Here is a 20,199-nt window from a genome sequence, read left to right as displayed (position 1 = left end):
GAAAAGGGAAAGTGTGCATCATTATTTTACATTGTAGGAGGGGAAAAAATGAGTAGAAACTTCATTGTGTCAAAGGAAGATTGGTCCCTCCATCGAAAAGGCCACGATGATCAAAAACGGCACGAAGAAAAGGTAAAAGAAGCGATTAAAAATAATCTTGGTGAATTAATTACAGAAGAAAGCATTATTATGTCTAATGGTCGCGATGTCATAAAAATACCGATTCGTTCGTTAGATGAATATAAAATTCGTTATAACTATGACAAAAATAAACATGTCGGCCAAGGCGATGGGGACAGTCAAGTTGGCGATGTGATTGCGCGCGACGGTTCTGGTGATGGTCAAAAAGGACCAGGCAAAGGGCAAGGAGCAGGTGATCTAGCTGGGCAAGACTATTACGAAGCGGAAGTGTCTTTAATGGAGCTAGAGGAAGCTTTGTTTAGTCAATTGGAGCTTCCGGATTTAAAGAAAAAGCAACACGCAGATCATGTTGTTCAACATATCGAATTTAATGATATTCGTCGAACGGGATTAATGGGGAATATTGATAAGAAAAAAACGATGATGGCTGCGTTTAAACGAAATGCATTAAGTGGTAATCCAAGCTTTTATCCAATTTATCCAGAAGATTTAAAATTTAAAACGTGGAATGAAGTCATTAAGCCAGATTCGAAAGCGGTTGTCATTGCGATGATGGATACGAGCGGATCGATGGGCGTATGGGAAAAGTATATGGCTAGAAGTTTCTTCTTTTGGATGACGCGATTTTTACGCACGAAATATGAAACAGTCGATATTGTTTTTATCGCTCATCATACCGAGGCAAAAATCGTAACGGAAGAAGAATTTTTCACAAAAGGAGAAAGCGGTGGAACCATTTGTTCATCAGCGTATCGCAAAGCGCTAGAAGTGATTGAAACAAAATACTCACCGACAAAATATAATATTTATCCGTTCCATTTTTCCGATGGCGATAATTTAACATCTGATAACGCTCGCTGCGTCAAACTTGTGCAAGAGTTAATGAAAGTATCGAATATGTTTGGATATGGAGAAGTGAATCAGTACAACCGTACACCCTCTACACTTATGAGGGCGTATCAAAATATTAAAGACGAACGCTTTAGTTATTATATTTTAAAGCAAAAATCTGATCTGTTCCAGGCGTTGAAGCATTTCTTCTCGTCACAAAAAAAGGAGGCGGTTGCCTCGCGTTAAATTTTAGGATAAATTTGTATTGTGAATTGATCTTTTTTCGTCCATTCTGGTTTCCGTAAATATGTCGCTTTCTCAAGCACCGACTTGAGAAGGCGATTTTTCTTTTCAATGTCATCGGTCTGTCGGTATGCTTCTAACACTTTTTTGACAGTTGGCACATATTCATTCATGTTTTTCTCTTTAAGCTGTTCTTTTTCAATTTCCTGTTTCAGCTGCTCGATTTCCTCTTGTGTTTGTTTCATGCGCGCTACGATATTTTGTTGCCGTTCCAGGAACACTTCAATTGTGTAAATTCCTCTTTCTAAGAAATCGTGAAGGTTATTTTTCTGCACATTCAGTTCTCTCAGCTCTTTTTCTTTTTTCTCAAGCGCTTTTTGTCTAATAGGGATAACAGATTGCTTTTCCCTTTTCTCAAGCATTTGCTCCTGCACTTCGAACTGATCAACAAATTCAGTCAGCGATTGCAATATGCGTTCTTCTACAAGAGGGAGCAAAGCGCCTTTCTGAACGCCTTTGCATTTCGGATTAGCACAGCGAATCATGCTGTTAGGTCGGTCTTTTTTCGGCTGATACCACATTGTATAGCCACAAACCTCGCATTTGAGCAATCCGGCGAGAGGATTAGATAATACCTTACTTTCGACCGTAGACGGTCGCCAACGCGCTGTATGGGCTTTATTTGCTGACTCCCACAATTCTTTTGATACGAGCGGCTGGTGAGCATTTTCTTTCACATGCCAGCGTTCTGGTGGCATCTTTTTGCGTTTATACTTTCCGTTTTGTTTGACGTACTTCACCTTGCCCCAGATGATATGTCCCATGTAGACTTCGTTCTTTATGATTGCTGTGATGCTCGAAGGAGACCAAAATTCTCGTTTTTCATCAGGCGGCTTCACGCCCAGTTTGTCCAACTCGGCAGCAATCGCTTGGCGACCATGTCCATCTCTCATCATCTCGAATATTTTCACGACTACCCATGCGGTTTCTGGATCGGGGTATAGCTTGAGATTTTCATCACGAAGATAGCCATATGGCGGTTTTTTTGAAATAGATTTTCCCTCAGCTGCGGAAGCACGACGACCACGTTGCATGCGTTTTGTGATTGTTTTTAGTTCCTCGCGAGCAACAAGCGACTTAATGCCGAAAACAAGTTCCCACGTTTCGCTTTCTGGGTCATACACCTCTGTTGGTGTGATAATTTTTGTACCAGAGTAGCGGAATGCGCGGTCTAAAATCCCTTGATCGAGCATATCACCGCGGCCAAGACGGTCAATGTCCATGACCAGCACAGCATCGGCAACGCCCGATTCGACTTCCCGAAGCAACTTTTGAATTTCCGGTCGCTCAGCAATCGACTCCCCAGAAACGACTTCTTCGAAAATATCGATGATGTTGTGTTTTTCTCTCTTTACAACAGCAAGTAGGGTGTCACGATGGCGTTGTAGCGTGTCATATGATGCGCCTGATTCGGCTGCCTTTTTCTCTTCCTCGATATCTTTACGGCTTTTTCTGAGGTAAATAAAGACATCGAGATTCGTCGGTCTGTACATAAAAATCACCTCTACACTATTGTAAAACCAACCGTACACATATACAAATACATCATGTATGTTATTGATAAACGAATATGCGATTTTGAATTTGTGTTAAACGTTCTTCGCATAACTTTGGTGTCACCTTAAAAACGTGAGCCATCTGCTCAATTATGTATCGTTCATTCCAGTCGATGAAATCAAGCATATGATATGGAATGGCTGCGTATTTCGTGAAAAGCTTCGCATCACGTTCTTGCAGTTCTCGGAACGCCTCTGGCATCATGCTCTGCACGCCGACATGGCGGAGAATATGGCAAAGCTCGTGAAAGAAAGCTTCGCGCTTCTCTTCTTCTGACAATCGGGAATCGACAACGATGCAGCGGAATCGCCCGAAAACTTGATGTGTAGACGGAAACGGCTTTTCACGTAAGAAAATATTCATCCGTCGTGCTATGTATTCAATATCAATGTGTGAAGGATGGAAGATACCGAGTCTTTTATAAAAATTCGTTACCCAGTCCTCAAGTGCGGTTGTGTAGTAATGACATAATTGCATAAAATCCCCTCCCTAAGGAGATTATACGAACAAATGTTTGTATTGGCAAGAAAAAGAAAAAGCCCTAGTGAGAAGGGCTTTGTTTCTGTCTATCTACATTTCCGTGATTTTGAGTTCTAAGAATTAGACAAATTAATATTAATTTTTTTAATTGCTTGTTCTGCTAGAAATTTACCATAATTCTCGGGATTGGAGATAATTTTTCTCATACTTTTTTCTTTTGTCGTTTTGGGAAAATATTTTTTTTCGAGTCTACTCTTTAATAATTTGTTCATTTTTATCACCCCTCATATATTTTTGGAAAAAGTGATGATTGAGCTCCGCGTTAAAATAGTGTTTTCTTCTAATCCAGATAAATCCATCACCTTTGGTAATAACAGCGACATCAACTGGACCACCAACAGTTTCTAGACTGGATGAAACCCGTCGCTTAAAAGACGTCAGATTCACAAGCGCTTCAGCCATTTCAGCTAGTTCATTTTTATGAAGATTTGCCACAATTGCAATTACGGGATCAATATTGTTTTCTTTTTTATATTCTCTAACAATGTTTATATATCCTTCAAACAAATTATTACTAATTTCCTTCATTTGATCAAGGATATCATTATACAATTCGCTATCTGTTAATGACAAGGCATTGAAAATTGCATCAAGATATTTTTTGGGTAGATTTTTTAGCAAATCATGTATGTATGCATTTGAGAACATCTCGATTTCTGGATCTATACCACCTATAAAAGTATGTACCATTTCAGACTGAGCAAACGGTAGTATAGCTGCACCAAAAGAATCTTCACCTATTGTAGCTACCTGATTTTGCTTGTATTTTAACTTGTTGTTTACTTTCCCATCGATGATATAAGAATAAAGAGAAGGAAATATCTCGCTTTGTCCAAAACCAGCAATGACTATTCCACTTTGATTATCTGAAAAGTCTTTAAGTAACCTAAATATACATACATCTACTAATTTTTTTATAACATCTTGTGTTAAATGTATGTCTTCGAATATTTCCGCAATGATGCTTTCTAACTTCAATACGTATATATCCTTTAAATCAGCGTAATCTTGATCGTTGAAATTATTAATGTAATCCTGTTTTGAAAGGCGATCCAATTCTTCTTCAATTAATGACTCGGTTATTGAGGCTAGATACATTTCGACATCTGGTTGATCAATTTCTTCATCCGAATATTGTATTCTTTGGGATAACTTGTCAAATATTTCGTCTTTAATGTCTCTAATGGACATCTCGAAGAAATAAAGGTTGCTTAAATCTTGTTCATGTTTAGATAATAGCTCTTTGTAATCAGTATTATATTCAATAAAATCGATAAAGTGCTCAGCGTATTCTTTTAAAGTAGGAAAATCCTGATCGGCTAATCGGTCTCTATAAACTTTAATAACTGTTTCCCACGGAATTCCCATAAATTCTGCATTCCCGTAAACCATTATTCCTACTGGATGATGTTTTGATAAAGTAAAAAGTTTGTTTGCAGAATTGTAAATTTTTCTCACGCCAATAGTTACCGCGCTGTCAGCAGCGAGCGCCACACCAAATTTATTAAGTACGGCAATTTCAGCAGTCAATTATATCCCTCCTGTGTTATAATGTTTACAGTTTTTAATGTTCGATTTTAAAAGCAAACAGAATCCTAAACCCTACCCAAACCTAATTCATTATTCCAAGCCATGGATTGTTGAGCAGCACCTCCCAGCAATTTTTGCATGTTTTGTAGTGGTTTTAACGCTTCTTCCATTGCATTGCTTAAGGCACTACCTTCAAATCGCGTTGACTTGCTCATTGTTTCAGCTAGTTTCACTTTGTTATCGCTCGGGCTTTTTATCCCGAGCTTCTTCTTGTTTCCAAGAAGGTCAGCATATCTCTTCACCCGAAGTAGGGTGTCGGGCGCTCGTGGATGGGTTATTGGTAGCCTGTCCTCACCATCTATGCGTTGCACCTTCCGCAGTACAAAGTAGCGGCATTCCTGCGGCTTGGCTCATGGTTACCGTATCTTATCGACTTAGGCTTTCCATGAATTCACCCGATTTTCGTCCACAAATTTCTTTGTGACGGGGCAGATGATTCTGTCTATGCTGATGCACCTTAAATAACTACCTCATCCCAAAAATCATTTTCGTGCACGATAATAATTGGCGTGCCTTTTTTCCTTAACTCAATCGCTTTTTCGACTTTTCGGCCGTAGCAAGCAAAAGCCCAGCAAGGGTTTCCGTCGCCGCCGACAATGAGATAGTTTGTATCTTTTGTGACGTTGTTGCTGAAGATTCCGCCCAGATTCTGAATGATTTTAGCGATTTCGCTGCGAGTTGCTCTCGTCGATGCACCGGTGAAAGAGAAAACTTTGTTTTCGAACGTAATCTCTGGGCAAACAGCGCATATGCCACTTAGTGAGTATCGTCTCTTTAATACCCTTATTTCAGATTCATGTATGTTGTGAGACGCCTTGACGTCCACGAAGTTAGCAAAGAAAGCTTTAAGTAAGTTTTTCTCATCATCGCTGATAATTCCGTCTTGCTTCACGCTAACAAGCAAACTATGAATTTCATCGAAAGGGTATGTCCCTTTTAAAAAATCATGATCATCAATCCAGCTACATAACTGTTCGATTTCTGCTTCATTCAAAACATTGTCAGCTAAAACACCGTGGAGAATGCCGTGCAATTGTTGGATAGATGATGTAATAAGGTCGTAATATTTTTGGAATTCAGCTTTCCCCTCGATCCTACTGCAGAGCCATAAAATATCTTCAATTGACTCTGAATCTAGTTTGCCGTCGTTGTATTCCAATGCGTAGTCAATAATCGGGATAATTTCCGAAAATGGAGAGCTTTTTTGAAAACGTCTGTGCAGATTGCACCAATGAATAAGCTCAGCTATTTCGTGCTCGTTTGTTACATTATCGAAACGAATGCCTTGAATAATTCCGATTAGAGAGTTTATCGATTTGTGTAATTCGGCTTTTGAGGTAAACATCCGATAATCTTCAATTTCCTTGAATTTACTCATTTTCTCTCCCCCTCCAAAAATAAAAAAGACACCTCGTCTATTCATTCTCTGGTGTCTTTTCCTGATGACTTATTCTTTTCTCTCGCCTTATGCACTACCCATTCAAAATGCTTCACGATCTCTTCGATTTCCTCTTCAGAAAGCTGCTTCCACTTCTCAATATCAAAGAACCCCATTTGCTCGATGCCATATTCTTTGATGAGTTGATTAATCCTTGCCAGCGTTCCTAATTCCTCATTGTCGCTCCCTGGCGGATTCGGATCATCCGTGCGACCGAGTAGGTAGTCGGCTGACACGCCATAATAATCAGCAAACTTGTTGATAATGTCTGGGTCAGGATTGCTTGTCCCGGATTCGTAGCGGTGAATTTGATACTTTGTAAGCCCGAAAATCTCTCCAGCTCTCTCTTGGGTCAGGTTGTGCCTTTCGCGCAACTTCTTCAAACGATTTCCCAGTACATTCATAGGCATAGTGACTCCCTTACATTTCTAAGATTTATCATATCATAATTGCTAAAAATGCAAAATAAAATTGCATAAAACGAAAAAAAGTGTTTGACATTGCGTAAAACGCAATTTATACTAAAATCATAAGTTGCGAAAATTGCAACAGGAAGAAGGTGAGATGTTGTTTAAATTGAACCTTGAAAAAGTAAAGGAACTCCGAAAAGAAAAAGGGCTTTCACAAGAAGAAGTTGCGAAAATGTTGGGTTTAAAAACTGTGTACCCTTATCATCGTAAAGAAAGTGGACGACAATCATTCACAGCAGAAGAGTTAATGATGTTGTCTAGTATTTATAACGTCCCATGTGAAAAATTTTTTACTATTGTTGTTGCGAAAAATGAAATTTTATGACGTAGTCATTGATCTTTGACAACTCAATCCCCATGACATGAAAGGAGGTGAGTAAGATGAGTGTTCTAAACAAATACGTGATTATCGCCCATTTTCATCTTATGTTAAGACAGAATAATTTCAGTGAAGCAGACCTAAAAGAAGCGGTCGATCTGCTTCACAAAGAGCTGTTCCCAGAGGTTTGGGCGAAAACTAACGATTTGAATAATAGCAAAGCTTAATGTGCGTTAATGACTTGTTCAGAAGTTGTTTACCAATTTGCTGAGCATTTTTGTAACTCTCAACAGACCAAAGATGATGTGCACGCATCATTAGTTCAACTGTTCCCTGTGTCGGCTTACCAGAAACGATGTCGGTAACATCTGTATATATGCCATTTTTGTCAGGTACCATAAAACAAATTTCATCGGCTGCTGGATTGATACCGACAACAATATCATTAGCAAGCATAATTGTAAGGGAGTAAGCGTTGTCTAAGTAGTCGTACATTAAAACAAGCTTACCGTTTGATGTGATATGATCGACAGCTTTCGGCTCGTACATTGTTTTATCACCTCCTTCCTGCCGCATTCATTCGACACGAAGGAGGAAATTCCTACAAGATTTGAGGTGAAGAAATGTCAACAATTCATCCCCGTGACCCGCATACACATGAACAAAGGGGGAATGCGGGCATGAAGGAATTCAAATACGGGAACACCACTGTTATTATTCACTCCCCGTTAGTACTTATGAGTGCTGACGAACGAAAAGAATGGTTTCAGAAAGAATGGGAAAAAGGCAATCCAGTCTTGAAGCAGATTGCAAAAGCGGTGATGGATTGCTACGTTCCGAAAGAATCGAGCTATTAATCATAACATAACATGAATTTTTAGCGATAAATGGTAGAAGGGGGAGAACAAACAATGAAACGCGGTAGAGCGGCCGATGCGGTGAAAGCGGCGCGGCAGGCGACAGGGATGACACAACAACAACTTTCGTTTGAAATCTATGAATCTCGCGAAGCAGTTTCACAGCAAGAAAACGGACGGTATCGAGTGCAGCCGAACATATCGAAATATTTTGCCGAGAAGCACAACAATCCGTGGGTGGCACTGGAAGCGGCTGCGGAGTACACCGGCTGGGGTCCAGTCAAGCTTGATGGAGAAGTGGTCGATCTTCATCGTGCGAGTGTCGCAATGAAAACAAAAGAGGAACTAACCGAAGCGCTACAGGCAATAGAAAATGTATGTGTAGCAAACCATCCACGCGCGATCAGGGAATACGACAAACAGCATCTTGAAGAAGCAATTTTGCAAGCGATCGATGCAATTGTTGCGCTCACGCAATACGTCGCAGTTATATGTATGGATTACGGTTTTTCCTGGTTTAAAATGTGGCAACGGCATCGTACGAAATTGCAGGCGAAAGGATTTATTAAGAGATAGGGGAGGAACAAAAATGGATCATGCGATCGATAGATTAAAAACGTTTTTGGCAGCCGAATTGGAGTGGTTGCGTGAAGAATGGCAAGACGGAAAAGGAGGATATAAAAAACTTTCTGATTGCCCAAGTTACAAAGCATGCAAAGCATATGTTGATGCAATCAATGTTCTTGTGAAAGCTTATTATCATCCAGAGTACGTGGAGCAATATAAATGTCCATCTGTAAAAGAATTAATTTGAGGAGGAGAGAACAATGAGTTTTTGTCTAACAGCAAGCCGTTTAATGAAAGCAAGCGAAGTAAAAAAGTTATGCGCAGAATTGCGTAATGATCCAGCAATATTGGTGTTAGAAATGGAGTTAAAAAAGGAATGGTACAAAAGAAAAATGGCCAGTGCGCCAACACTAGCCATCGCTCAATAAATAATCAACCTTTGATCTAATCATATTCTAGCATAAACGATTCGCGAAAGGAAGGGCAAGCGCATGCTTGCCGATTGGAGTACAAGCAAAAGATATCTCCCATCTTGAAAGTGGGTGTGTCCCCCAGCCCACGAGCTTGTACTTCAATCGGTGCGTATGCACACTAGACCGAGCGAGAGCGGGCGAAGATCCGAAAGGGGAGCCGCGCCAAAATACATGCGATGGCCATTGCGAAGACGTCTAGCCATTCATTTCGGAGGAGGTAAAGTGACATGCAAGATACGCTCTTTTTGCAAGAAACTAATTTGCTACAAAAAGCATCGCGGTGCATCGAGTACATACAGGAATCGCTTCAAAACCGCGACTATGAAACAGCGAAAATCGAAATGTCGGAGTTGCGTTTTTTGTTAGATGAGCTGCAAGTAATTGAGCAAAAGAAAGCACGTCGCGCGCAGCTGTTTGAAATCGTTGCTGATATGCGCAAGCGCGGCATTCAAATTGATTTTGTATCACGATTGCTAGGGTGATGGTATGACGCGGGAAGAGAAAAAGCAAATTCGTTTGCAAATCTTGCAATTGCTCGATAAGTGTGCAGGATGTGAAGAACGGCATAACGGTACACAAAGCGTATGCGTCATAAGTTGTCCGATCGGCAAGCAAATGCAACAGCTATCTGTGTTGTTATCGAAAGAAAGCCCTCGCATAAAAAGAGGCAAGTGGACCGAAGAGGAAGAGTTTTATCTATGGCAACATAAAGACATTTTCGATATTTCAGAGCTTGCTGCACGCTTGGAGCGAAGTGAATTATCTGTGTATTCAAAGTTGCGCCAGCTTGAGAAAAAGAATGTTTTGCCTTGCTAGAAGGGAGGTTATGAAGCATCACTACATTGTATGCTTCATGCACGTAAATATGCTATTTGAAGTAGAATTTGCAACCAAGAAAAACGGCTATTTCGAAACGATCCATACGGCACTCATTCACGCGCTCACTGTGTCCGAGTGCCGCCAAATCGCGTTAGAAATAGCCAAACAACTAGGAAAAGGTGATATACAGGTTTTTATTTCAGACTTCTAGGTTCATTATGCCAGAACATTATATGGAAAGCAAGGGAGGAAGGGGATATACATGGCAACAAGACTTCTAATGGACGAAGAGCCGTTAGTGATTTTACCGTTACTAGCGGCTACGATCGGCTTAAATGAAAGCATCGTGTTGCAGCAATTGCATTACTGGCTTGAGCGCAGCAATCACATTCACGAAGGGCATAAGTGGGTATACAACACATATGAGGAATGGCAAGAGCAATTTCCGTTCTGGTCGGAAAGCACGATTCGCCGTATCATCACAAAACTTGAAAAGCAAGGGCTTATTATTGCGGGCAATTTCAATCGCTCAAAGATCGACAAGACGAAATGGTATCGAATCGACTATGACAAATTGACTGAGATTGAAAACCCAGTTTACGAAGTGAATACGACTGTTCAAAATGACACCTCGACTGCTCAAAATGAACAGACGACTGACGAAATCGACAGTCCATCTGCTCAAAATGAACAGTCCATCTGTTCAAAATGGACAGACGAAGCGCTCAATTTGAACAGACCAATACCAGAGAATACTACAGAGATTACTACAGAGAAAAAAGAAGAAGTAGAAGAAGAAGCACGCGTGCGCGAAGAGAATCCGTTCACCTTTTTTGAACAAAACGGCTTTGGCGCAATCGGAAGCTACATAAGCGAAAAAATTTCAACTTGGATCGATGATACATCCGAAGCTCTTGTTTTAGAAGCGATGAAAATTGCAGTAGAAAACGGCGTGAAAACGTGGAAGTACGTTGAAACCATTTTGCGCGACTGGGCAGACAAGGGCTATCAAAACGTCGAACAAGTGCATGCAGCGCAAAAAGCATTTAAAGAGCAGCAAGCAAAGAAACGCAATGGCTCTAGCACGAATGGAAAAAAAGCCGTTCGAACGGAGATTGTTCCAGACTGGTTGAACACCGACTATTCGCAGTATGAGAAAAAAGCTGAAACGGATCAGGAAGCGCTCGAACGCAAGCGGCGCGAGCTAGAAGAGCGACTGAAAAAATATCGCTAGGTGATGAATATGCCGTACCCGATTTGGATTCGTTTAGAGTATCGAAACGACGTTGGGCGAATCGTTGGTTTCACCGGAAGCATTCAGTCCGAAACAGCGTTGCGTGACGTATTAGAGCGATACGAGATTACTAGAGAACATCTTGTTTCGCTTGAAATCAACGGCAAATCATATTCACCAGCAAAACTTGATCGCTTTTTTCGGAGGTGAAGCAGTTGCTTTTACTCAAACATGTATTGATTCAGCGTCTACGGCGAAAGGGCGTTTTCGTTGCAACAGACGGGCGAGCGCTATCAAAACTGACGATCGAAGAAATTCAACGGGAATACGAGCGAGCGGAGGGAGAACGTAATGAACTGGTCAAAAGCAACGCTTAGACAATTATACGTTATCGCGCGATATGAACACTGTCCGATTCGATATAAACAAATGGCGCTAAAAGAGATACAAAAACGATTGGAGGATTTGCGATGAGTCGTAGGTCGCTACATGGCCCAGTTGTCGTCAGTTACCTAACGCCAGAAGAGCTTGAAGCGTATCGGAACCGTCCGCGCAAGAAATATTACGACGAAGATAACCGCCGAGCAATTGACTGGCGTTGGCCGCAAAACAGAAAGAAAAGGGGAGCGAAATAATGGACTTATCCAAGCTTTTTGAGATGCAGCGGGAACTGGATGAGCGTATTGTTCGAGAAAAAGGATTAGATGGTCAGAATCTTTTGCCGAATAAAGTATTAGCCTTACAGGTGGAGCTGGCAGAACTCGCAAACGAGTGGCAAGGGTTTAAGCATTGGAAAACGAATCGGCAACCGAAAGAGGGGATGTTGGAAGAATATGTGGACTGTTTACATTTCATTTTGAGCATTGGATTGAGCGGAAATATCGGGACGATAGAATGGGAACAGATTGAACCGTATAAAGCAAAATCCACTATTCAACAGTTTATAGGCTTGTTTGAATATACATCACGTTTACTTGAAGATATCACAGTATATGTCGACATTTGGAGTTCTTTCATCGGACTTGGAGAAATGCTCGAATTTACTTGGGATGAAGTTGAGGCAGCGTATATGCGTAAAAACGCAGTCAACCATCACCGCCAAGAAAGTGGGTATTGAGATGGATGCAAAGTATTGGATGGAAGAATTAAACAAGAATCAAATACTTCGCAACGTGCAAAAATTGTTCGAAATACAAACCGAAAAGGGGATTGAAAAATACGGAACAACCGTCAATCCAAGTGACTACACATTGGTCGGCTGGCTGGAACACTTGCAGCAGGAAATGATCGATGCAATCGTATATTGCGAGGTGCTGAAATTTAAATTTGCGCACTTAATTGCGCTTGAGAAGCTAAATTCGGACGTGAATGACGAATGAAGCGTCGTAAGCGAAAAGCCAGATGGTATCTTTTATATCGCAAGGAACATCGTGATGCTGTTTATGTTTATGAACCATTGCGTAAGTATGAGTTGCAAAGTAGGATTCGACGTGGATGGAAAGTGATTGGATAAAACAAAAAAGCCGGGATCTCTCCCGACAGTCCAACCCAATTATACCACATGGAGGGATTCCGGTGAGTAAAAGAGCGCAAGAATTGCAGATTGATATAGATAATATGACCGTTTCGCATCCGATCGTTCCAGGTAAAGTTCTTGTTGTTGTGATTGACGGCGTGCAGGGGAAAGCAAAAGTAGCGGAAGCGGTTGAACATGGATATACGATTATTGAAACAGCGAAGGGAAAAACGGCACGAATCAAATTCGAGGAAAGCGAGTTGTTTTAAGTGAAAATAGCGGTTCATGTGTATGAATGCAAGAGTTGCGATGTAGTGTTTGCAGTTTCGCAGGACTTTGAAGAACAGCACCTTATGCAATGTCCGGTTTGTAAGACGGACGAGGCGCTTCGAGAATTACCTTCTGGAGAGTTGCTTATACAAGCAAAAGCACAGCAATTCGTCGTTCCGAAAGGACAAACAGATATTTATGAGTTCTTGGGGTGAGAGGATTGAATATCACTTTGCCAAATCTCTCAGATGATGACGTAATTGAGCTTGATATGTATATCAGTTGTGCCGTCAGTCAGATGGGAGAGCCTGAAAGTGAAAAAATGCGACAGTTCTTTGATTTTATTCGCCAGAAGCGGCGAGAAATTGAGGAAGATCGTTGGCGCAGCAATCCTAAAAATTGGGGAGCATGCAGTAAATGGCCGTATGAGGATGATTTGCCGTTTTAATACGCATTCGACACATAATGCGAATGAGAAAGGGTGTATTAAATGAAGCTAAAAAAAGCAGATTGGGCAATTGTGAGAGAAGTCGAAAACAAGGGGTTAATGGTGGCCATGACAGGTCTAGTAGAAAGAAACCGCACCGAATTAAACGATGAATTAAGTTTATATTTTAGAAAGCAAATGCCTAATTATAAAGGGGTTTGGGATGAAGATGAAGGGGAAGATATTTTGTATAACATCAATGACTACCTTGAAGAAAATAATATTGACAAGCATTCTTTAGATTTTCCTATTTGCAGTGGAACAGACATACATTTAATACCTATTACTGAAAACATTCAATTAAAGGTAGTTGTTGCAGATGAATATTACGGTGGAGGAGAGTATAGCAAATATGTAATGATAGATTTCTTCTTAATTACTGAAAATGCAACAAAACAAGATGTAGACGAACTAATTGAGTTTGTTAAAAAGTATTTATCTTAATACGCAGTACGAAGATGATGCGATAGAGATAAATAGATTATGGGGTAAGTAAATTTTACCCCATTTTTGAGAAAGACGAATCCACTATAGCTTGAACCGATAGTGGTCTAGTTTATGGGGAGGGAATTTTCGATGAATCAATTACAAAAGGTGTTTACTTACAGCGGAAGTCAAGTAAGAACAATTATAAAAGATGGAGAGGTCTGGTTTGTTGCAAAGGATGTGTGTGAAGTGCTGGGCATTACTAAACATAGGGATGCTATTAGCCGTTTAAGCGATCGACAAAGGGGGTCGGTGAAGGTGGACACCCTTGGAGGTCCTCAGGAAATGGCTGCAATCAATGAAGCAGGTGTTTATAAATTAGTTTTTCGCAGCAATAAACCGGAAGCGGAAAGGTTCAGCGATTGGGTAGCTGAGGAAGTCCTTCCAACCATACGGAAAACCGGCGGCTATGTAGCGAATGACGACTTATTCGTAGAAACGTATCTGAAGCACGCAGATGAGCAAACGAAATTATTATTCCGCGCTACACTAGAAACGGTTAGGAAACAAAACGAACAAATTGCAATCATGCAGCCAAAAGCTGATTATTTTGACGCGCTTGTTGATCGTCGCTTACTGACAAATTTCCGTGATACAGCCAAAGAGTTGAAAGTAAAACCGAAAGCATTTATCGATTGGCTTCTGAACAAAAAATATATTTATCGCGACCAGAAGGGAAAATTGAAGCCATATGCTCAATACGTTCCATCTCTATTCGAATTAAAAGAATGGGAGCGAAATGGACGAGCTGATGTGCAAACGCTCGTTACGCCGAAAGGAAGAGAAACATTTAGAATATTACTACAAAAAGCTGTAGTATAAGGTATAATATGGGTAAGTGAATATGTCCAAGACCGAGAGCGTGAGGACACCGATTGTACAGAGTAGCAAGGCTATTTCTGTATGATTGGTGTCCTTTTTGTTTGATTAGAAAAATGAAAGGGAGAGGAACAATGCGAACAATCCAGCAAGAGTTGAAAAAATGGATGAAAGTCAAAAAAGTTCGGCAACATCAAAACAAACGGAAGAAAGCGCGGAAAAAGAAAAGAGATAAGGAGCGGCTGACGGAGCGAGATATTAAAGAACTAATGGGCGTTGGTCGTCCTGTTTATAGACGCGGCAAGGGTGGGGCATTTCGCCAACGATAATCACTATTTCGGAGGTTGAGAAGATGGACTTTATGCTACCTGAAATCGATCGAAAAGCGACGAAAAAAGCGGTTGAAGCGGCGCTCGAAAAATATCGCATTTTCTTGTTGACATTGAAACTAGACCAGCTGCCAAAGGTGACTCAACATTACTCGCTCGTTCCTGCAAAAACAAATCAGTTCCACTCCTCAACCGAAGAAATGGCCATTCGCAATGCAGATTACGAGCGGGAGCGTGCGGAGTACATTCAGCGCATCGTTGAGGCTGTGAACCGTTTAGATTACTGGGAGCGAGCGGTTATTATTCGGCGATATATGAACGAGGAAGAGATATTTGATTATGCCGTTTACAACGAGTTAGGAATGAGTCATCGAAATTATTATCGTTTGAAGTCTAGAGCATTTTACAAGCTGGCATTTGCCCTCGAAATAGAAGTGTATCGGAAAAGAAGGAGGGACGAGCAATGAATTTTGTTCAACCGATTCGTGATCCAGAAAAGATCGCGGCGATGAAAAGGTATTTGCTACAAAGAAGCAAGAGGAATTACATCCTGTTTATCATCGGAATTAATACGGGCTTGCGCATATCGGACATATTGCAGTTAAAGAAGGAAGATTTGCTACAGACGCATTTGAAGTTGCGGGAGAAGAAAACAAGGAAGGAAAAACGGATTCGGATTCCGCCAGCGATACGAAAGGAACTGATCGAGTATGCAAAAACACTTAAAGACGGTGAATATGCCTTTCGGAGTCGGCAAGGCGGTAACCGCCCTATTGATCGATCAACAGCGTATCGTATTTTGCGTGAGGCAGCTGAGTACGTGTCGCTAGATGAGGTGGGCACGCATACGCTGAGAAAGACGTTCGGCTATCACTTCTATCAGCAAACCAAAGATGTTGCGATGCTTCAGGAGTTGTTTAACCATTCGAGCCCACATATCACCTTAAAGTATATCGGCGTTAACCAAGATGCGATGGACAAGGCGATGATGAAATACAAGATATGATTTTTCTTTTTTGGCTATCAGCACAACATAAAAAAACATGGTGTGCACTCGTTCTATAAAATGGCTTAAAGCTAGAAATATCAAGGGGTTTATGAATAGGGCGAGTGCATCAGTCTGTAAATTGAAGTGAACTCGTTGGAGGGAAAGTAGATGTTGGTCGAGGAAGCAAAAAAACGAATCGAGTATTTGCAAGAATACATTCAGATGATTGAAAGCTACACACCAACAACGATGGAAGAAGAAGCGGTGTATTTGTATGTGCAGCTGGAAAGTGTCACGAAAGTAGTGCAGGAACTTAACAAAAAAGGCTATCGGATCGGGAATAGGAAGCTGACGACGGTGGATGTATCTAACATTATTCGAAGCAAACCGAAAGATGAAATGCATGAAATGGCCAAGCGGATGTTCAGGAAGAATAGGAAGCTGGGAAAATTCCGTGGCGTTTGAGATAATGATTGAAAAGCATAGAAGTGGAACTTATAATTAAAAGTAATTAGGGACATGCTGTTACCGTATATTATTTTAGAGGTGGTGATAGCATGTGCGACTGGAAGGGGGAAGAAGAGATGGCTATGTTGCAGAAAGAATTGAATCAGAAGAAAAAGAACATCGATACACGTAAAATTGACGCCATTTTAAAACAAGGGATTAAGCGCTATGATAAAGCGCTAGAAAAGCTAGCTAAAAACTGATGATAGAAAGACTTTATCCTGAAGAGTTGCGCTACATCCATGATGAGATGTTGCGTCGCTATGGAGGGTTACCCGGGGAAAAAGACCCTGGCATGATTGAATATGTATGTCAAAAACCGTTCACAATTTTGTTCGGAGAAGAACAGTATCCTTCCTTATTCGAGAAAGCTGCTGTTTATATGATTGCTATAGCAACAGGACATTACTTTTCAGATGGTAACAAACGAACAGCGGTGATAGCAGCATATTCTTTCCTAATGAAGAATGGCTATGAGTTAATTGTTTCGGATGATGAACTATTCGAAATGTGTATCAAAGTTGCCAAAAAGGAAGTATGTCAGAAGGAATTGGCAAGTTGGTTATCAAAGAACTCACGTGTATCGATTGGAGAGGATAATGAAGAGTAGTCGGTTTCTAAAGATGAAATAAGAAACTGGCTACTCTTTTTTGATTGAACAAAATTAAGTTTACATAACCATGGCACAATTTTGGCACAATCATGGCACACTATTTTGTTTTCTTAGTGATATGATAATAGCATAGGTGATCATGGTTGAAAAAGCCGATTCCTCCTTCCTCCGAAGCATCCGAGTAAAATAAAACGGATGCTTCTTTATTTTTTTGTGGATAACTAATGGGTCCTTGTGGATAACTTTAAGGTGCGGGTCGTGCGAGCCCCGAAAAACGGCTAGCGACAGGGTGGCGGAGTCCATTTCCGTTTCCGATTAACATATTCGCTCTGATTGTCGTGAAAGGTGGTGAAACTCTTGTCAGAACAGGGGTTGAAAGGAAAAACAGTGGTGGTTTCGACGGCTGAAATTGCGGAAATTTTCGGGTTGAGCGATCGGCGTATCCGCCAGTTAGAAAAAGAAGAGGCGCTAGTGAAACTTAGCCGAGGAAAATACGACCTAAAAGCATCAGTACAAAGGTACATTTCATTCATCAAAGAACAGGCTGAAAAAACAGAAGAAGAGCTAGACCTAACCAAAGAAAAAACCCTTCTCACAAGAGCAAACCGCCAAAAAGTGGAGTTGGAATTGCAAATTATGCGTGGAGAGTTGCATCGTTCTGAAGATGTTCGGCGTGTAATGAACGATATGTTGGGAGCGTTTCGAGCCCGTGTGCTGGCAATCCCGAGTAAAACAGCACCAAGGCTTCTCGCGCAAACGGATTTAGCTGTTGTGCAAGATATCATAAAAAAAGAAGTATATGAGGCATTACAAGAGCTATCCGAGTATGATCCGCACGTTTTTTATGCGCAGAGCAAGGATAAGCTAGCGATTGATATGGATGAAGCGGAGGAGGAAGGCGACGAGGGTACTGAAGAGGACACGACAGAAAAGGAGAAACGGCGCAATGGCCGTACAAAAGCGAAGAAATGACACTGGGTATTTATTTAAAGAAATTGCCCAAGTCGTCGCACCTCCTCCAGAATTGACAGTTTCCGAATGGGCTGATCTATACAGACGTCTATCATCGGAGTCATCGGCTGAACCTGGACAATGGAGAACGGATCGAGCGCCCTATCAACGCGAGATTATGGATGCAATCAACGACCCAGCTGTTGAGACGGTTGTAGTCATGACAAGTGCACAAGTTGGAAAAACAGAGATTCTTCTCAATATCATTGGATATCACATCGACTATGACCCGGCACCAATTATGGTGATGCAGCCAACGTTGCAAATGGCTCAAGCGTTTTCGAAGGATCGGCTAGCTCCTATGCTTCGTGATACACCAGCGCTTCGGGGGAAAGTGGCAGATGCTAGGAGTCGAGACAGTGGAAACACTGTGCTGCATAAGACGTTCCCAGGAGGACACATCACCATGGTCGGGGCGAACTCGCCATCTAGCCTTGCGAGCCGTTCGATCAGAATTCTTCTCGCTGATGAAGTAGACCGTTTTCCAGCGAGCGCCGGTGCGGAAGGAGATCCGTTGACGCTGGCGGAAAAACGGACGACCACCTTTTTCAATCGTAAAAAGGTGTATGTGAGCACGCCAACTATCAAGGGAGTAAGCCGCATTGAAGCGGCTTTTTTAAATAGCAGTCAGGAGGAGTGGTGTCTACCTTGTCCGACTTGTGGGAAGTATCAACCGTTGACATGGGCGCAAATTCGCTTTGAAGACGTGACAATGGAGTGTATTCAATGCGGTTCCCGTCACGATGAGTTCGCGTGGAAGGCAGGTCAAGGCAAATGGGTAGCCAAAGCAGAAATTATTAAGGTTCGAGGTTTTCATCTGAATGAGTTGGCAAGCCCATGGAAGAGGTGGTCAACGATCATCACTGAGTTCAAAGAGGCGAAGAATGGTGGGCCTGAACGGCTGAAAGCATGGGTAAACACCACTCTTGGCGAGGCGTGGGAAGAACAAGGCGATGGCGTTGAATCTAATGACCTTGTTAATCGGCGCGAGCGGTATAATTGTGAAGTCCCTGACGGCGTGTTGCTTCTGACAGCTGGCGTGGACGTACAGGATGACCGTCTTGAAATAGAAGTGGTTGGATGGGGCGTTGGAAAAGAGTCATGGGGGATCGAATACCGAGCCATCTATGGAGACCCTGGACAACCAGCTGTATGGCAACAGCTTGACGAGTATCTCAGTCGAACGTGGAAGTATGCTAATGGTGCTGGGATTGGTATTGCCTGTGTCTGTATTGACTCCGGTGGGCACTACACTACCGAGGTATATGACTTCGTGAAGCCACGCGAACATAGGAGAATTTTTGCGATCAAAGGCCAAGGTGGTGAGGGCATTCCAATCGTGAGCCGTGCTACCCGTACGAATCGGCGGCGGGTTCCTTTATTTACGATTGGTGTCGATGCAGGAAAAGAATTGATTTTGTCACGCCTAAAAGTTCAGTTTCCCGGTGAAGCAGGCTATTGTCATTTTCCGATTGAGCCGGAAAAGGGGTATGATCAGAGATATTTTGACGGCTTAACATCGGAAAAAAGGGTAATACGGTATTACAAAGGACGGCCGAAACTAGAGTGGTTGAAGCGCCCAGGAACGAGAAATGAACCTCTGGATTGTCGAAACTACGCCACAGCTGCACTTGAAATTTTAAATCCCAACTTAGAAATGCTCGCACAACAAAAGAAGGGAGACTATTTCAAACAAAATAGCCCGATGACAGGTGGAATGAAGTCACGACGTCGCAGGCTTATTAGCAGAGGAGTCAGTTTATAGGGGAGGGATGGACGATGGGAGCATGGACTCTACAAGAAGCTCGACAGCATCTGAGAGCGTGGATGGATGCAGAGTTGGCTGTTTCAACAGGTCAGAGATACAGAATTGGCACGAGAGAACTGACTAGAGCCGATTTAGGTGAAATCGCAAAGCGTATACAGTTCTGGAGCAACGAAGTAGCACGACTCGAAAAAGGGAGGGGAAGCGGTGCTCGTGTGTTAAGAGTCGTACCGCGCGATTTATGATTCAAAAAATGTTCGATAAAGTTG

General features: G+C 41.8%; 35 protein-coding genes. 29 read left to right on the top strand and 6 right to left on the bottom strand.

Translation table 11 applies throughout. The features are described from left to right. The first annotated feature begins 48 nt into the window (after positions 1 to 48). A complete protein-coding gene (yhbH, locus tag EKC99_RS06130; protein ID WP_163151018.1) occupies positions 49 to 1,218 on the top strand; it encodes a sporulation protein YhbH in 1,170 nt (389 codons plus the stop codon). Here the strand turns inward: yhbH and EKC99_RS06125 are convergent. The 5 genes from EKC99_RS06125 to EKC99_RS06105 all read right to left on the bottom strand — a co-directional run bounded on the left by EKC99_RS06125 (position 1,215) and on the right by EKC99_RS06105 (position 6,804). Continuing rightward, the gene (locus EKC99_RS06125; RefSeq protein ID WP_163151016.1) at positions 1,215 to 2,768 is read right to left on the bottom strand and encodes a recombinase family protein; all 1,554 of its coding nucleotides are present in this window, start codon (positions 2,766 to 2,768) and stop codon (positions 1,215 to 1,217) included. The two genes, yhbH and EKC99_RS06125, sit on opposite strands and share 4 nt — an antisense overlap. Before the next feature lie 61 nt (positions 2,769 to 2,829). Then, the gene (locus EKC99_RS06120; RefSeq protein WP_136260389.1) at positions 2,830 to 3,309 is read right to left on the bottom strand and encodes an ImmA/IrrE family metallo-endopeptidase; all 480 of its coding nucleotides are present in this window, start codon (positions 3,307 to 3,309) and stop codon (positions 2,830 to 2,832) included. Between the two features lie 252 nt (positions 3,310 to 3,561). After that, on the bottom strand, positions 3,562 to 4,902 hold the full coding sequence (locus EKC99_RS06115) for a hypothetical protein (RefSeq protein ID WP_163151014.1): 1,341 nt from the start codon (positions 4,900 to 4,902) through the stop codon (positions 3,562 to 3,564). 517 nt (positions 4,903 to 5,419) lie between these two features. After that, the gene (locus EKC99_RS06110) at positions 5,420 to 6,340 is read right to left on the bottom strand and encodes a BRCT domain-containing protein (RefSeq protein ID WP_163151011.1); all 921 of its coding nucleotides are present in this window, start codon (positions 6,338 to 6,340) and stop codon (positions 5,420 to 5,422) included. 41 nt (positions 6,341 to 6,381) lie between these two features. Then, positions 6,382 to 6,804, bottom strand: coding sequence for a helix-turn-helix domain-containing protein (locus EKC99_RS06105; RefSeq protein ID WP_163151009.1), 423 nt, complete (start codon positions 6,802 to 6,804; stop codon positions 6,382 to 6,384). A gap of 160 nt (positions 6,805 to 6,964) precedes the next feature. Here EKC99_RS06105 and EKC99_RS06100 point away from each other — a divergent pair, with 160 nt between their 5' ends. Both EKC99_RS06100 and EKC99_RS06095 read left to right on the top strand, forming a co-directional pair. Next, positions 6,965 to 7,195, top strand: coding sequence for a helix-turn-helix domain-containing protein (locus tag EKC99_RS06100; protein ID WP_136260392.1), 231 nt, complete (start codon positions 6,965 to 6,967; stop codon positions 7,193 to 7,195). A gap of 56 nt (positions 7,196 to 7,251) precedes the next feature. Then, positions 7,252 to 7,416 (top strand): hypothetical protein, encoded by a 165-nt coding sequence (locus EKC99_RS06095; RefSeq protein WP_155732450.1) that lies wholly within the window; start codon positions 7,252 to 7,254, stop codon positions 7,414 to 7,416. Here the strand turns inward: EKC99_RS06095 and EKC99_RS06090 are convergent. Next, positions 7,388 to 7,738, bottom strand: coding sequence for a hypothetical protein (locus EKC99_RS06090; RefSeq protein ID WP_163151007.1), 351 nt, complete (start codon positions 7,736 to 7,738; stop codon positions 7,388 to 7,390). The genes EKC99_RS06095 and EKC99_RS06090 overlap by 29 nt on opposite strands. Positions 7,739 to 7,869: 131 nt before the next feature. On the opposite strand from EKC99_RS06090, the gene EKC99_RS06085 reads away from it, so the two are divergent. From EKC99_RS06085 to EKC99_RS05960, 26 genes are all read left to right on the top strand, one after another. Next, complete coding sequence (locus tag EKC99_RS06085) at positions 7,870 to 8,046, top strand: hypothetical protein (protein WP_163151005.1); 177 nt, start codon at positions 7,870 to 7,872, stop codon at positions 8,044 to 8,046. A 54-nt stretch (positions 8,047 to 8,100) separates the two neighbouring features. After that, positions 8,101 to 8,622, top strand: coding sequence for a helix-turn-helix domain-containing protein (locus EKC99_RS06080; protein ID WP_163151003.1), 522 nt, complete (start codon positions 8,101 to 8,103; stop codon positions 8,620 to 8,622). A 13-nt stretch (positions 8,623 to 8,635) separates the two neighbouring features. Further along, positions 8,636 to 8,860, top strand: coding sequence for a DUF3450 domain-containing protein (locus tag EKC99_RS06075; protein WP_163151001.1), 225 nt, complete (start codon positions 8,636 to 8,638; stop codon positions 8,858 to 8,860). A 13-nt stretch (positions 8,861 to 8,873) separates the two neighbouring features. Then, positions 8,874 to 9,041 carry a hypothetical protein gene (locus EKC99_RS06070; RefSeq protein WP_163150999.1) on the top strand — a complete coding sequence of 56 codons (168 nt, stop codon included), beginning with the start codon at positions 8,874 to 8,876 and terminating at the stop codon, positions 9,039 to 9,041. A gap of 272 nt (positions 9,042 to 9,313) precedes the next feature. Next, positions 9,314 to 9,568, top strand: a complete 255-nt coding sequence (locus EKC99_RS06065; protein WP_163150997.1) for a hypothetical protein — start codon at positions 9,314 to 9,316, stop codon at positions 9,566 to 9,568. 4 nt (positions 9,569 to 9,572) lie between these two features. Beyond that, positions 9,573 to 9,902: a hypothetical protein gene (locus EKC99_RS06060; protein WP_075039662.1), complete on the top strand. Its 330-nt coding sequence runs from the start codon at positions 9,573 to 9,575 to the stop codon at positions 9,900 to 9,902. Between the two features lie 10 nt (positions 9,903 to 9,912). After that, complete coding sequence (locus EKC99_RS06055; protein ID WP_075039661.1) at positions 9,913 to 10,116, top strand: hypothetical protein; 204 nt, start codon at positions 9,913 to 9,915, stop codon at positions 10,114 to 10,116. A 51-nt stretch (positions 10,117 to 10,167) separates the two neighbouring features. Next, positions 10,168 to 11,139, top strand: a complete 972-nt coding sequence (locus EKC99_RS06050) for a DnaD domain-containing protein (protein WP_163150995.1) — start codon at positions 10,168 to 10,170, stop codon at positions 11,137 to 11,139. 9 nt (positions 11,140 to 11,148) lie between these two features. Next, complete coding sequence (locus EKC99_RS06045) at positions 11,149 to 11,349, top strand: hypothetical protein (RefSeq protein ID WP_163150993.1); 201 nt, start codon at positions 11,149 to 11,151, stop codon at positions 11,347 to 11,349. Between the two features lie 5 nt (positions 11,350 to 11,354). Continuing rightward, complete coding sequence (locus tag EKC99_RS06040) at positions 11,355 to 11,516, top strand: Fur-regulated basic protein FbpA (RefSeq protein WP_081957666.1); 162 nt, start codon at positions 11,355 to 11,357, stop codon at positions 11,514 to 11,516. A gap of 93 nt (positions 11,517 to 11,609) precedes the next feature. Beyond that, positions 11,610 to 11,774 carry a hypothetical protein gene (locus tag EKC99_RS06035; protein ID WP_163150991.1) on the top strand — a complete coding sequence of 55 codons (165 nt, stop codon included), beginning with the start codon at positions 11,610 to 11,612 and terminating at the stop codon, positions 11,772 to 11,774. Continuing rightward, on the top strand, positions 11,774 to 12,256 hold the full coding sequence (locus tag EKC99_RS06030) for a dUTP diphosphatase (RefSeq protein ID WP_043968047.1): 483 nt from the start codon (positions 11,774 to 11,776) through the stop codon (positions 12,254 to 12,256). The genes EKC99_RS06035 and EKC99_RS06030 overlap by 1 nt, the downstream gene beginning before the upstream one ends. A gap of 1 nt (position 12,257) precedes the next feature. After that, the gene (locus EKC99_RS06025; RefSeq protein ID WP_163150989.1) at positions 12,258 to 12,518 is read left to right on the top strand and encodes a hypothetical protein; all 261 of its coding nucleotides are present in this window, start codon (positions 12,258 to 12,260) and stop codon (positions 12,516 to 12,518) included. 196 nt (positions 12,519 to 12,714) lie between these two features. Next, on the top strand, positions 12,715 to 12,924 hold the full coding sequence (locus tag EKC99_RS06020) for an XtrA/YqaO family protein (protein WP_009362105.1): 210 nt from the start codon (positions 12,715 to 12,717) through the stop codon (positions 12,922 to 12,924). A 221-nt stretch (positions 12,925 to 13,145) separates the two neighbouring features. Continuing rightward, positions 13,146 to 13,373 (top strand): hypothetical protein, encoded by a 228-nt coding sequence (locus tag EKC99_RS06015; protein WP_064214183.1) that lies wholly within the window; start codon positions 13,146 to 13,148, stop codon positions 13,371 to 13,373. Between the two features lie 42 nt (positions 13,374 to 13,415). Beyond that, on the top strand, positions 13,416 to 13,856 hold the full coding sequence (locus EKC99_RS06010; protein ID WP_163150987.1) for a hypothetical protein: 441 nt from the start codon (positions 13,416 to 13,418) through the stop codon (positions 13,854 to 13,856). Between the two features lie 132 nt (positions 13,857 to 13,988). Continuing rightward, a complete protein-coding gene (locus EKC99_RS06005) occupies positions 13,989 to 14,720 on the top strand; it encodes a BRO family protein (RefSeq protein ID WP_064220529.1) in 732 nt (243 codons plus the stop codon). 131 nt (positions 14,721 to 14,851) lie between these two features. Next, on the top strand, positions 14,852 to 15,046 hold the full coding sequence (locus EKC99_RS06000) for a hypothetical protein (RefSeq protein WP_064214180.1): 195 nt from the start codon (positions 14,852 to 14,854) through the stop codon (positions 15,044 to 15,046). Positions 15,047 to 15,069: 23 nt separating this feature from the next. Further along, complete coding sequence (locus tag EKC99_RS05995; RefSeq protein WP_021095444.1) at positions 15,070 to 15,513, top strand: ArpU family phage packaging/lysis transcriptional regulator; 444 nt, start codon at positions 15,070 to 15,072, stop codon at positions 15,511 to 15,513. Next, the gene (locus EKC99_RS05990; protein WP_163150985.1) at positions 15,510 to 16,052 is read left to right on the top strand and encodes a site-specific integrase; all 543 of its coding nucleotides are present in this window, start codon (positions 15,510 to 15,512) and stop codon (positions 16,050 to 16,052) included. Before EKC99_RS05995 ends, EKC99_RS05990 begins: the two co-directional genes overlap by 4 nt. Before the next feature lie 150 nt (positions 16,053 to 16,202). Continuing rightward, a complete protein-coding gene (locus tag EKC99_RS05985; protein WP_163150983.1) occupies positions 16,203 to 16,499 on the top strand; it encodes a hypothetical protein in 297 nt (98 codons plus the stop codon). 92 nt (positions 16,500 to 16,591) lie between these two features. Continuing rightward, positions 16,592 to 16,744, top strand: a complete 153-nt coding sequence (locus tag EKC99_RS05980) for a hypothetical protein (protein WP_163150981.1) — start codon at positions 16,592 to 16,594, stop codon at positions 16,742 to 16,744. Then, on the top strand, positions 16,744 to 17,151 hold the full coding sequence (locus tag EKC99_RS05975; RefSeq protein ID WP_163150979.1) for a type II toxin-antitoxin system death-on-curing family toxin: 408 nt from the start codon (positions 16,744 to 16,746) through the stop codon (positions 17,149 to 17,151). Before EKC99_RS05980 ends, EKC99_RS05975 begins: the two co-directional genes overlap by 1 nt. A 348-nt stretch (positions 17,152 to 17,499) precedes the next feature. Next, positions 17,500 to 18,126: a hypothetical protein gene (locus EKC99_RS05970; RefSeq protein WP_205597797.1), complete on the top strand. Its 627-nt coding sequence runs from the start codon at positions 17,500 to 17,502 to the stop codon at positions 18,124 to 18,126. Beyond that, on the top strand, positions 18,101 to 19,930 hold the full coding sequence (locus EKC99_RS05965) for a phage terminase large subunit family protein (protein WP_163150977.1): 1,830 nt from the start codon (positions 18,101 to 18,103) through the stop codon (positions 19,928 to 19,930). Before EKC99_RS05970 ends, EKC99_RS05965 begins: the two co-directional genes overlap by 26 nt. A gap of 14 nt (positions 19,931 to 19,944) precedes the next feature. Continuing rightward, a complete protein-coding gene (locus EKC99_RS05960) occupies positions 19,945 to 20,175 on the top strand; it encodes a DUF6148 family protein (protein WP_042895578.1) in 231 nt (76 codons plus the stop codon). Positions 20,176 to 20,199: the final 24 nt, after the last annotated feature.

The sequence above is a fragment of the Anoxybacillus sp. MB8 genome (assembly GCF_011006755.1).
Classification (GTDB): domain Bacteria; phylum Bacillota; class Bacilli; order Bacillales; family Anoxybacillaceae; genus Anoxybacillus; species Anoxybacillus gonensis.
Note: the sequence above shows the minus strand (reverse complement) of the source record. Positions and strands in the feature narration are given on the sequence as shown.

Excerpts from the sequence above, each read along its gene's own strand:
- EKC99_RS06060 (WP_075039662.1), top strand. The coding sequence starts at position 9,573 with ATGACGCGGGAAGAGAAAAAGCAAATTCGTTTGCAAATCTTGCAATTG.
- EKC99_RS05975 (WP_163150979.1), top strand. The coding sequence starts at position 16,744 with ATGATAGAAAGACTTTATCCTGAAGAGTTGCGCTACATCCATGATGAG.
- EKC99_RS06050 (WP_163150995.1), top strand. The coding sequence starts at position 10,168 with ATGGCAACAAGACTTCTAATGGACGAAGAGCCGTTAGTGATTTTACCG.
- EKC99_RS05985 (WP_163150983.1), top strand. The coding sequence starts at position 16,203 with ATGTTGGTCGAGGAAGCAAAAAAACGAATCGAGTATTTGCAAGAATAC.
- EKC99_RS06035 (WP_163150991.1), top strand. The coding sequence starts at position 11,610 with ATGAGTCGTAGGTCGCTACATGGCCCAGTTGTCGTCAGTTACCTAACG.
- EKC99_RS06090 (WP_163151007.1), bottom strand. The coding sequence starts at position 7,738 with ATGTACGAGCCGAAAGCTGTCGATCATATCACATCAAACGGTAAGCTT.
- EKC99_RS06100 (WP_136260392.1), top strand. The coding sequence starts at position 6,965 with ATGTTGTTTAAATTGAACCTTGAAAAAGTAAAGGAACTCCGAAAAGAA.
- EKC99_RS06125 (WP_163151016.1), bottom strand. The coding sequence starts at position 2,768 with ATGTACAGACCGACGAATCTCGATGTCTTTATTTACCTCAGAAAAAGC.
- EKC99_RS06000 (WP_064214180.1), top strand. The coding sequence starts at position 14,852 with ATGCGAACAATCCAGCAAGAGTTGAAAAAATGGATGAAAGTCAAAAAA.
- EKC99_RS05960 (WP_042895578.1), top strand. The coding sequence starts at position 19,945 with ATGGGAGCATGGACTCTACAAGAAGCTCGACAGCATCTGAGAGCGTGG.
- yhbH (WP_163151018.1), top strand. The coding sequence starts at position 49 with ATGAGTAGAAACTTCATTGTGTCAAAGGAAGATTGGTCCCTCCATCGA.
- EKC99_RS05980 (WP_163150981.1), top strand. The coding sequence starts at position 16,592 with ATGTGCGACTGGAAGGGGGAAGAAGAGATGGCTATGTTGCAGAAAGAA.
- EKC99_RS06120 (WP_136260389.1), bottom strand. The coding sequence starts at position 3,309 with ATGCAATTATGTCATTACTACACAACCGCACTTGAGGACTGGGTAACG.
- EKC99_RS06075 (WP_163151001.1), top strand. The coding sequence starts at position 8,636 with ATGGATCATGCGATCGATAGATTAAAAACGTTTTTGGCAGCCGAATTG.
- EKC99_RS06045 (WP_163150993.1), top strand. The coding sequence starts at position 11,149 with ATGCCGTACCCGATTTGGATTCGTTTAGAGTATCGAAACGACGTTGGG.
- EKC99_RS06070 (WP_163150999.1), top strand. The coding sequence starts at position 8,874 with ATGAGTTTTTGTCTAACAGCAAGCCGTTTAATGAAAGCAAGCGAAGTA.
- EKC99_RS05965 (WP_163150977.1), top strand. The coding sequence starts at position 18,101 with ATGGCCGTACAAAAGCGAAGAAATGACACTGGGTATTTATTTAAAGAA.
- EKC99_RS06085 (WP_163151005.1), top strand. The coding sequence starts at position 7,870 with ATGAAGGAATTCAAATACGGGAACACCACTGTTATTATTCACTCCCCG.
- EKC99_RS05995 (WP_021095444.1), top strand. The coding sequence starts at position 15,070 with ATGGACTTTATGCTACCTGAAATCGATCGAAAAGCGACGAAAAAAGCG.
- EKC99_RS06030 (WP_043968047.1), top strand. The coding sequence starts at position 11,774 with ATGGACTTATCCAAGCTTTTTGAGATGCAGCGGGAACTGGATGAGCGT.
- EKC99_RS06110 (WP_163151011.1), bottom strand. The coding sequence starts at position 6,340 with ATGAGTAAATTCAAGGAAATTGAAGATTATCGGATGTTTACCTCAAAA.
- EKC99_RS06105 (WP_163151009.1), bottom strand. The coding sequence starts at position 6,804 with ATGAATGTACTGGGAAATCGTTTGAAGAAGTTGCGCGAAAGGCACAAC.
- EKC99_RS06080 (WP_163151003.1), top strand. The coding sequence starts at position 8,101 with ATGAAACGCGGTAGAGCGGCCGATGCGGTGAAAGCGGCGCGGCAGGCG.
- EKC99_RS06055 (WP_075039661.1), top strand. The coding sequence starts at position 9,913 with ATGAAGCATCACTACATTGTATGCTTCATGCACGTAAATATGCTATTT.
- EKC99_RS06065 (WP_163150997.1), top strand. The coding sequence starts at position 9,314 with ATGCAAGATACGCTCTTTTTGCAAGAAACTAATTTGCTACAAAAAGCA.
- EKC99_RS06025 (WP_163150989.1), top strand. The coding sequence starts at position 12,258 with ATGGATGCAAAGTATTGGATGGAAGAATTAAACAAGAATCAAATACTT.
- EKC99_RS06005 (WP_064220529.1), top strand. The coding sequence starts at position 13,989 with ATGAATCAATTACAAAAGGTGTTTACTTACAGCGGAAGTCAAGTAAGA.
- EKC99_RS06095 (WP_155732450.1), top strand. The coding sequence starts at position 7,252 with ATGAGTGTTCTAAACAAATACGTGATTATCGCCCATTTTCATCTTATG.
- EKC99_RS06010 (WP_163150987.1), top strand. The coding sequence starts at position 13,416 with ATGAAGCTAAAAAAAGCAGATTGGGCAATTGTGAGAGAAGTCGAAAAC.
- EKC99_RS05990 (WP_163150985.1), top strand. The coding sequence starts at position 15,510 with ATGAATTTTGTTCAACCGATTCGTGATCCAGAAAAGATCGCGGCGATG.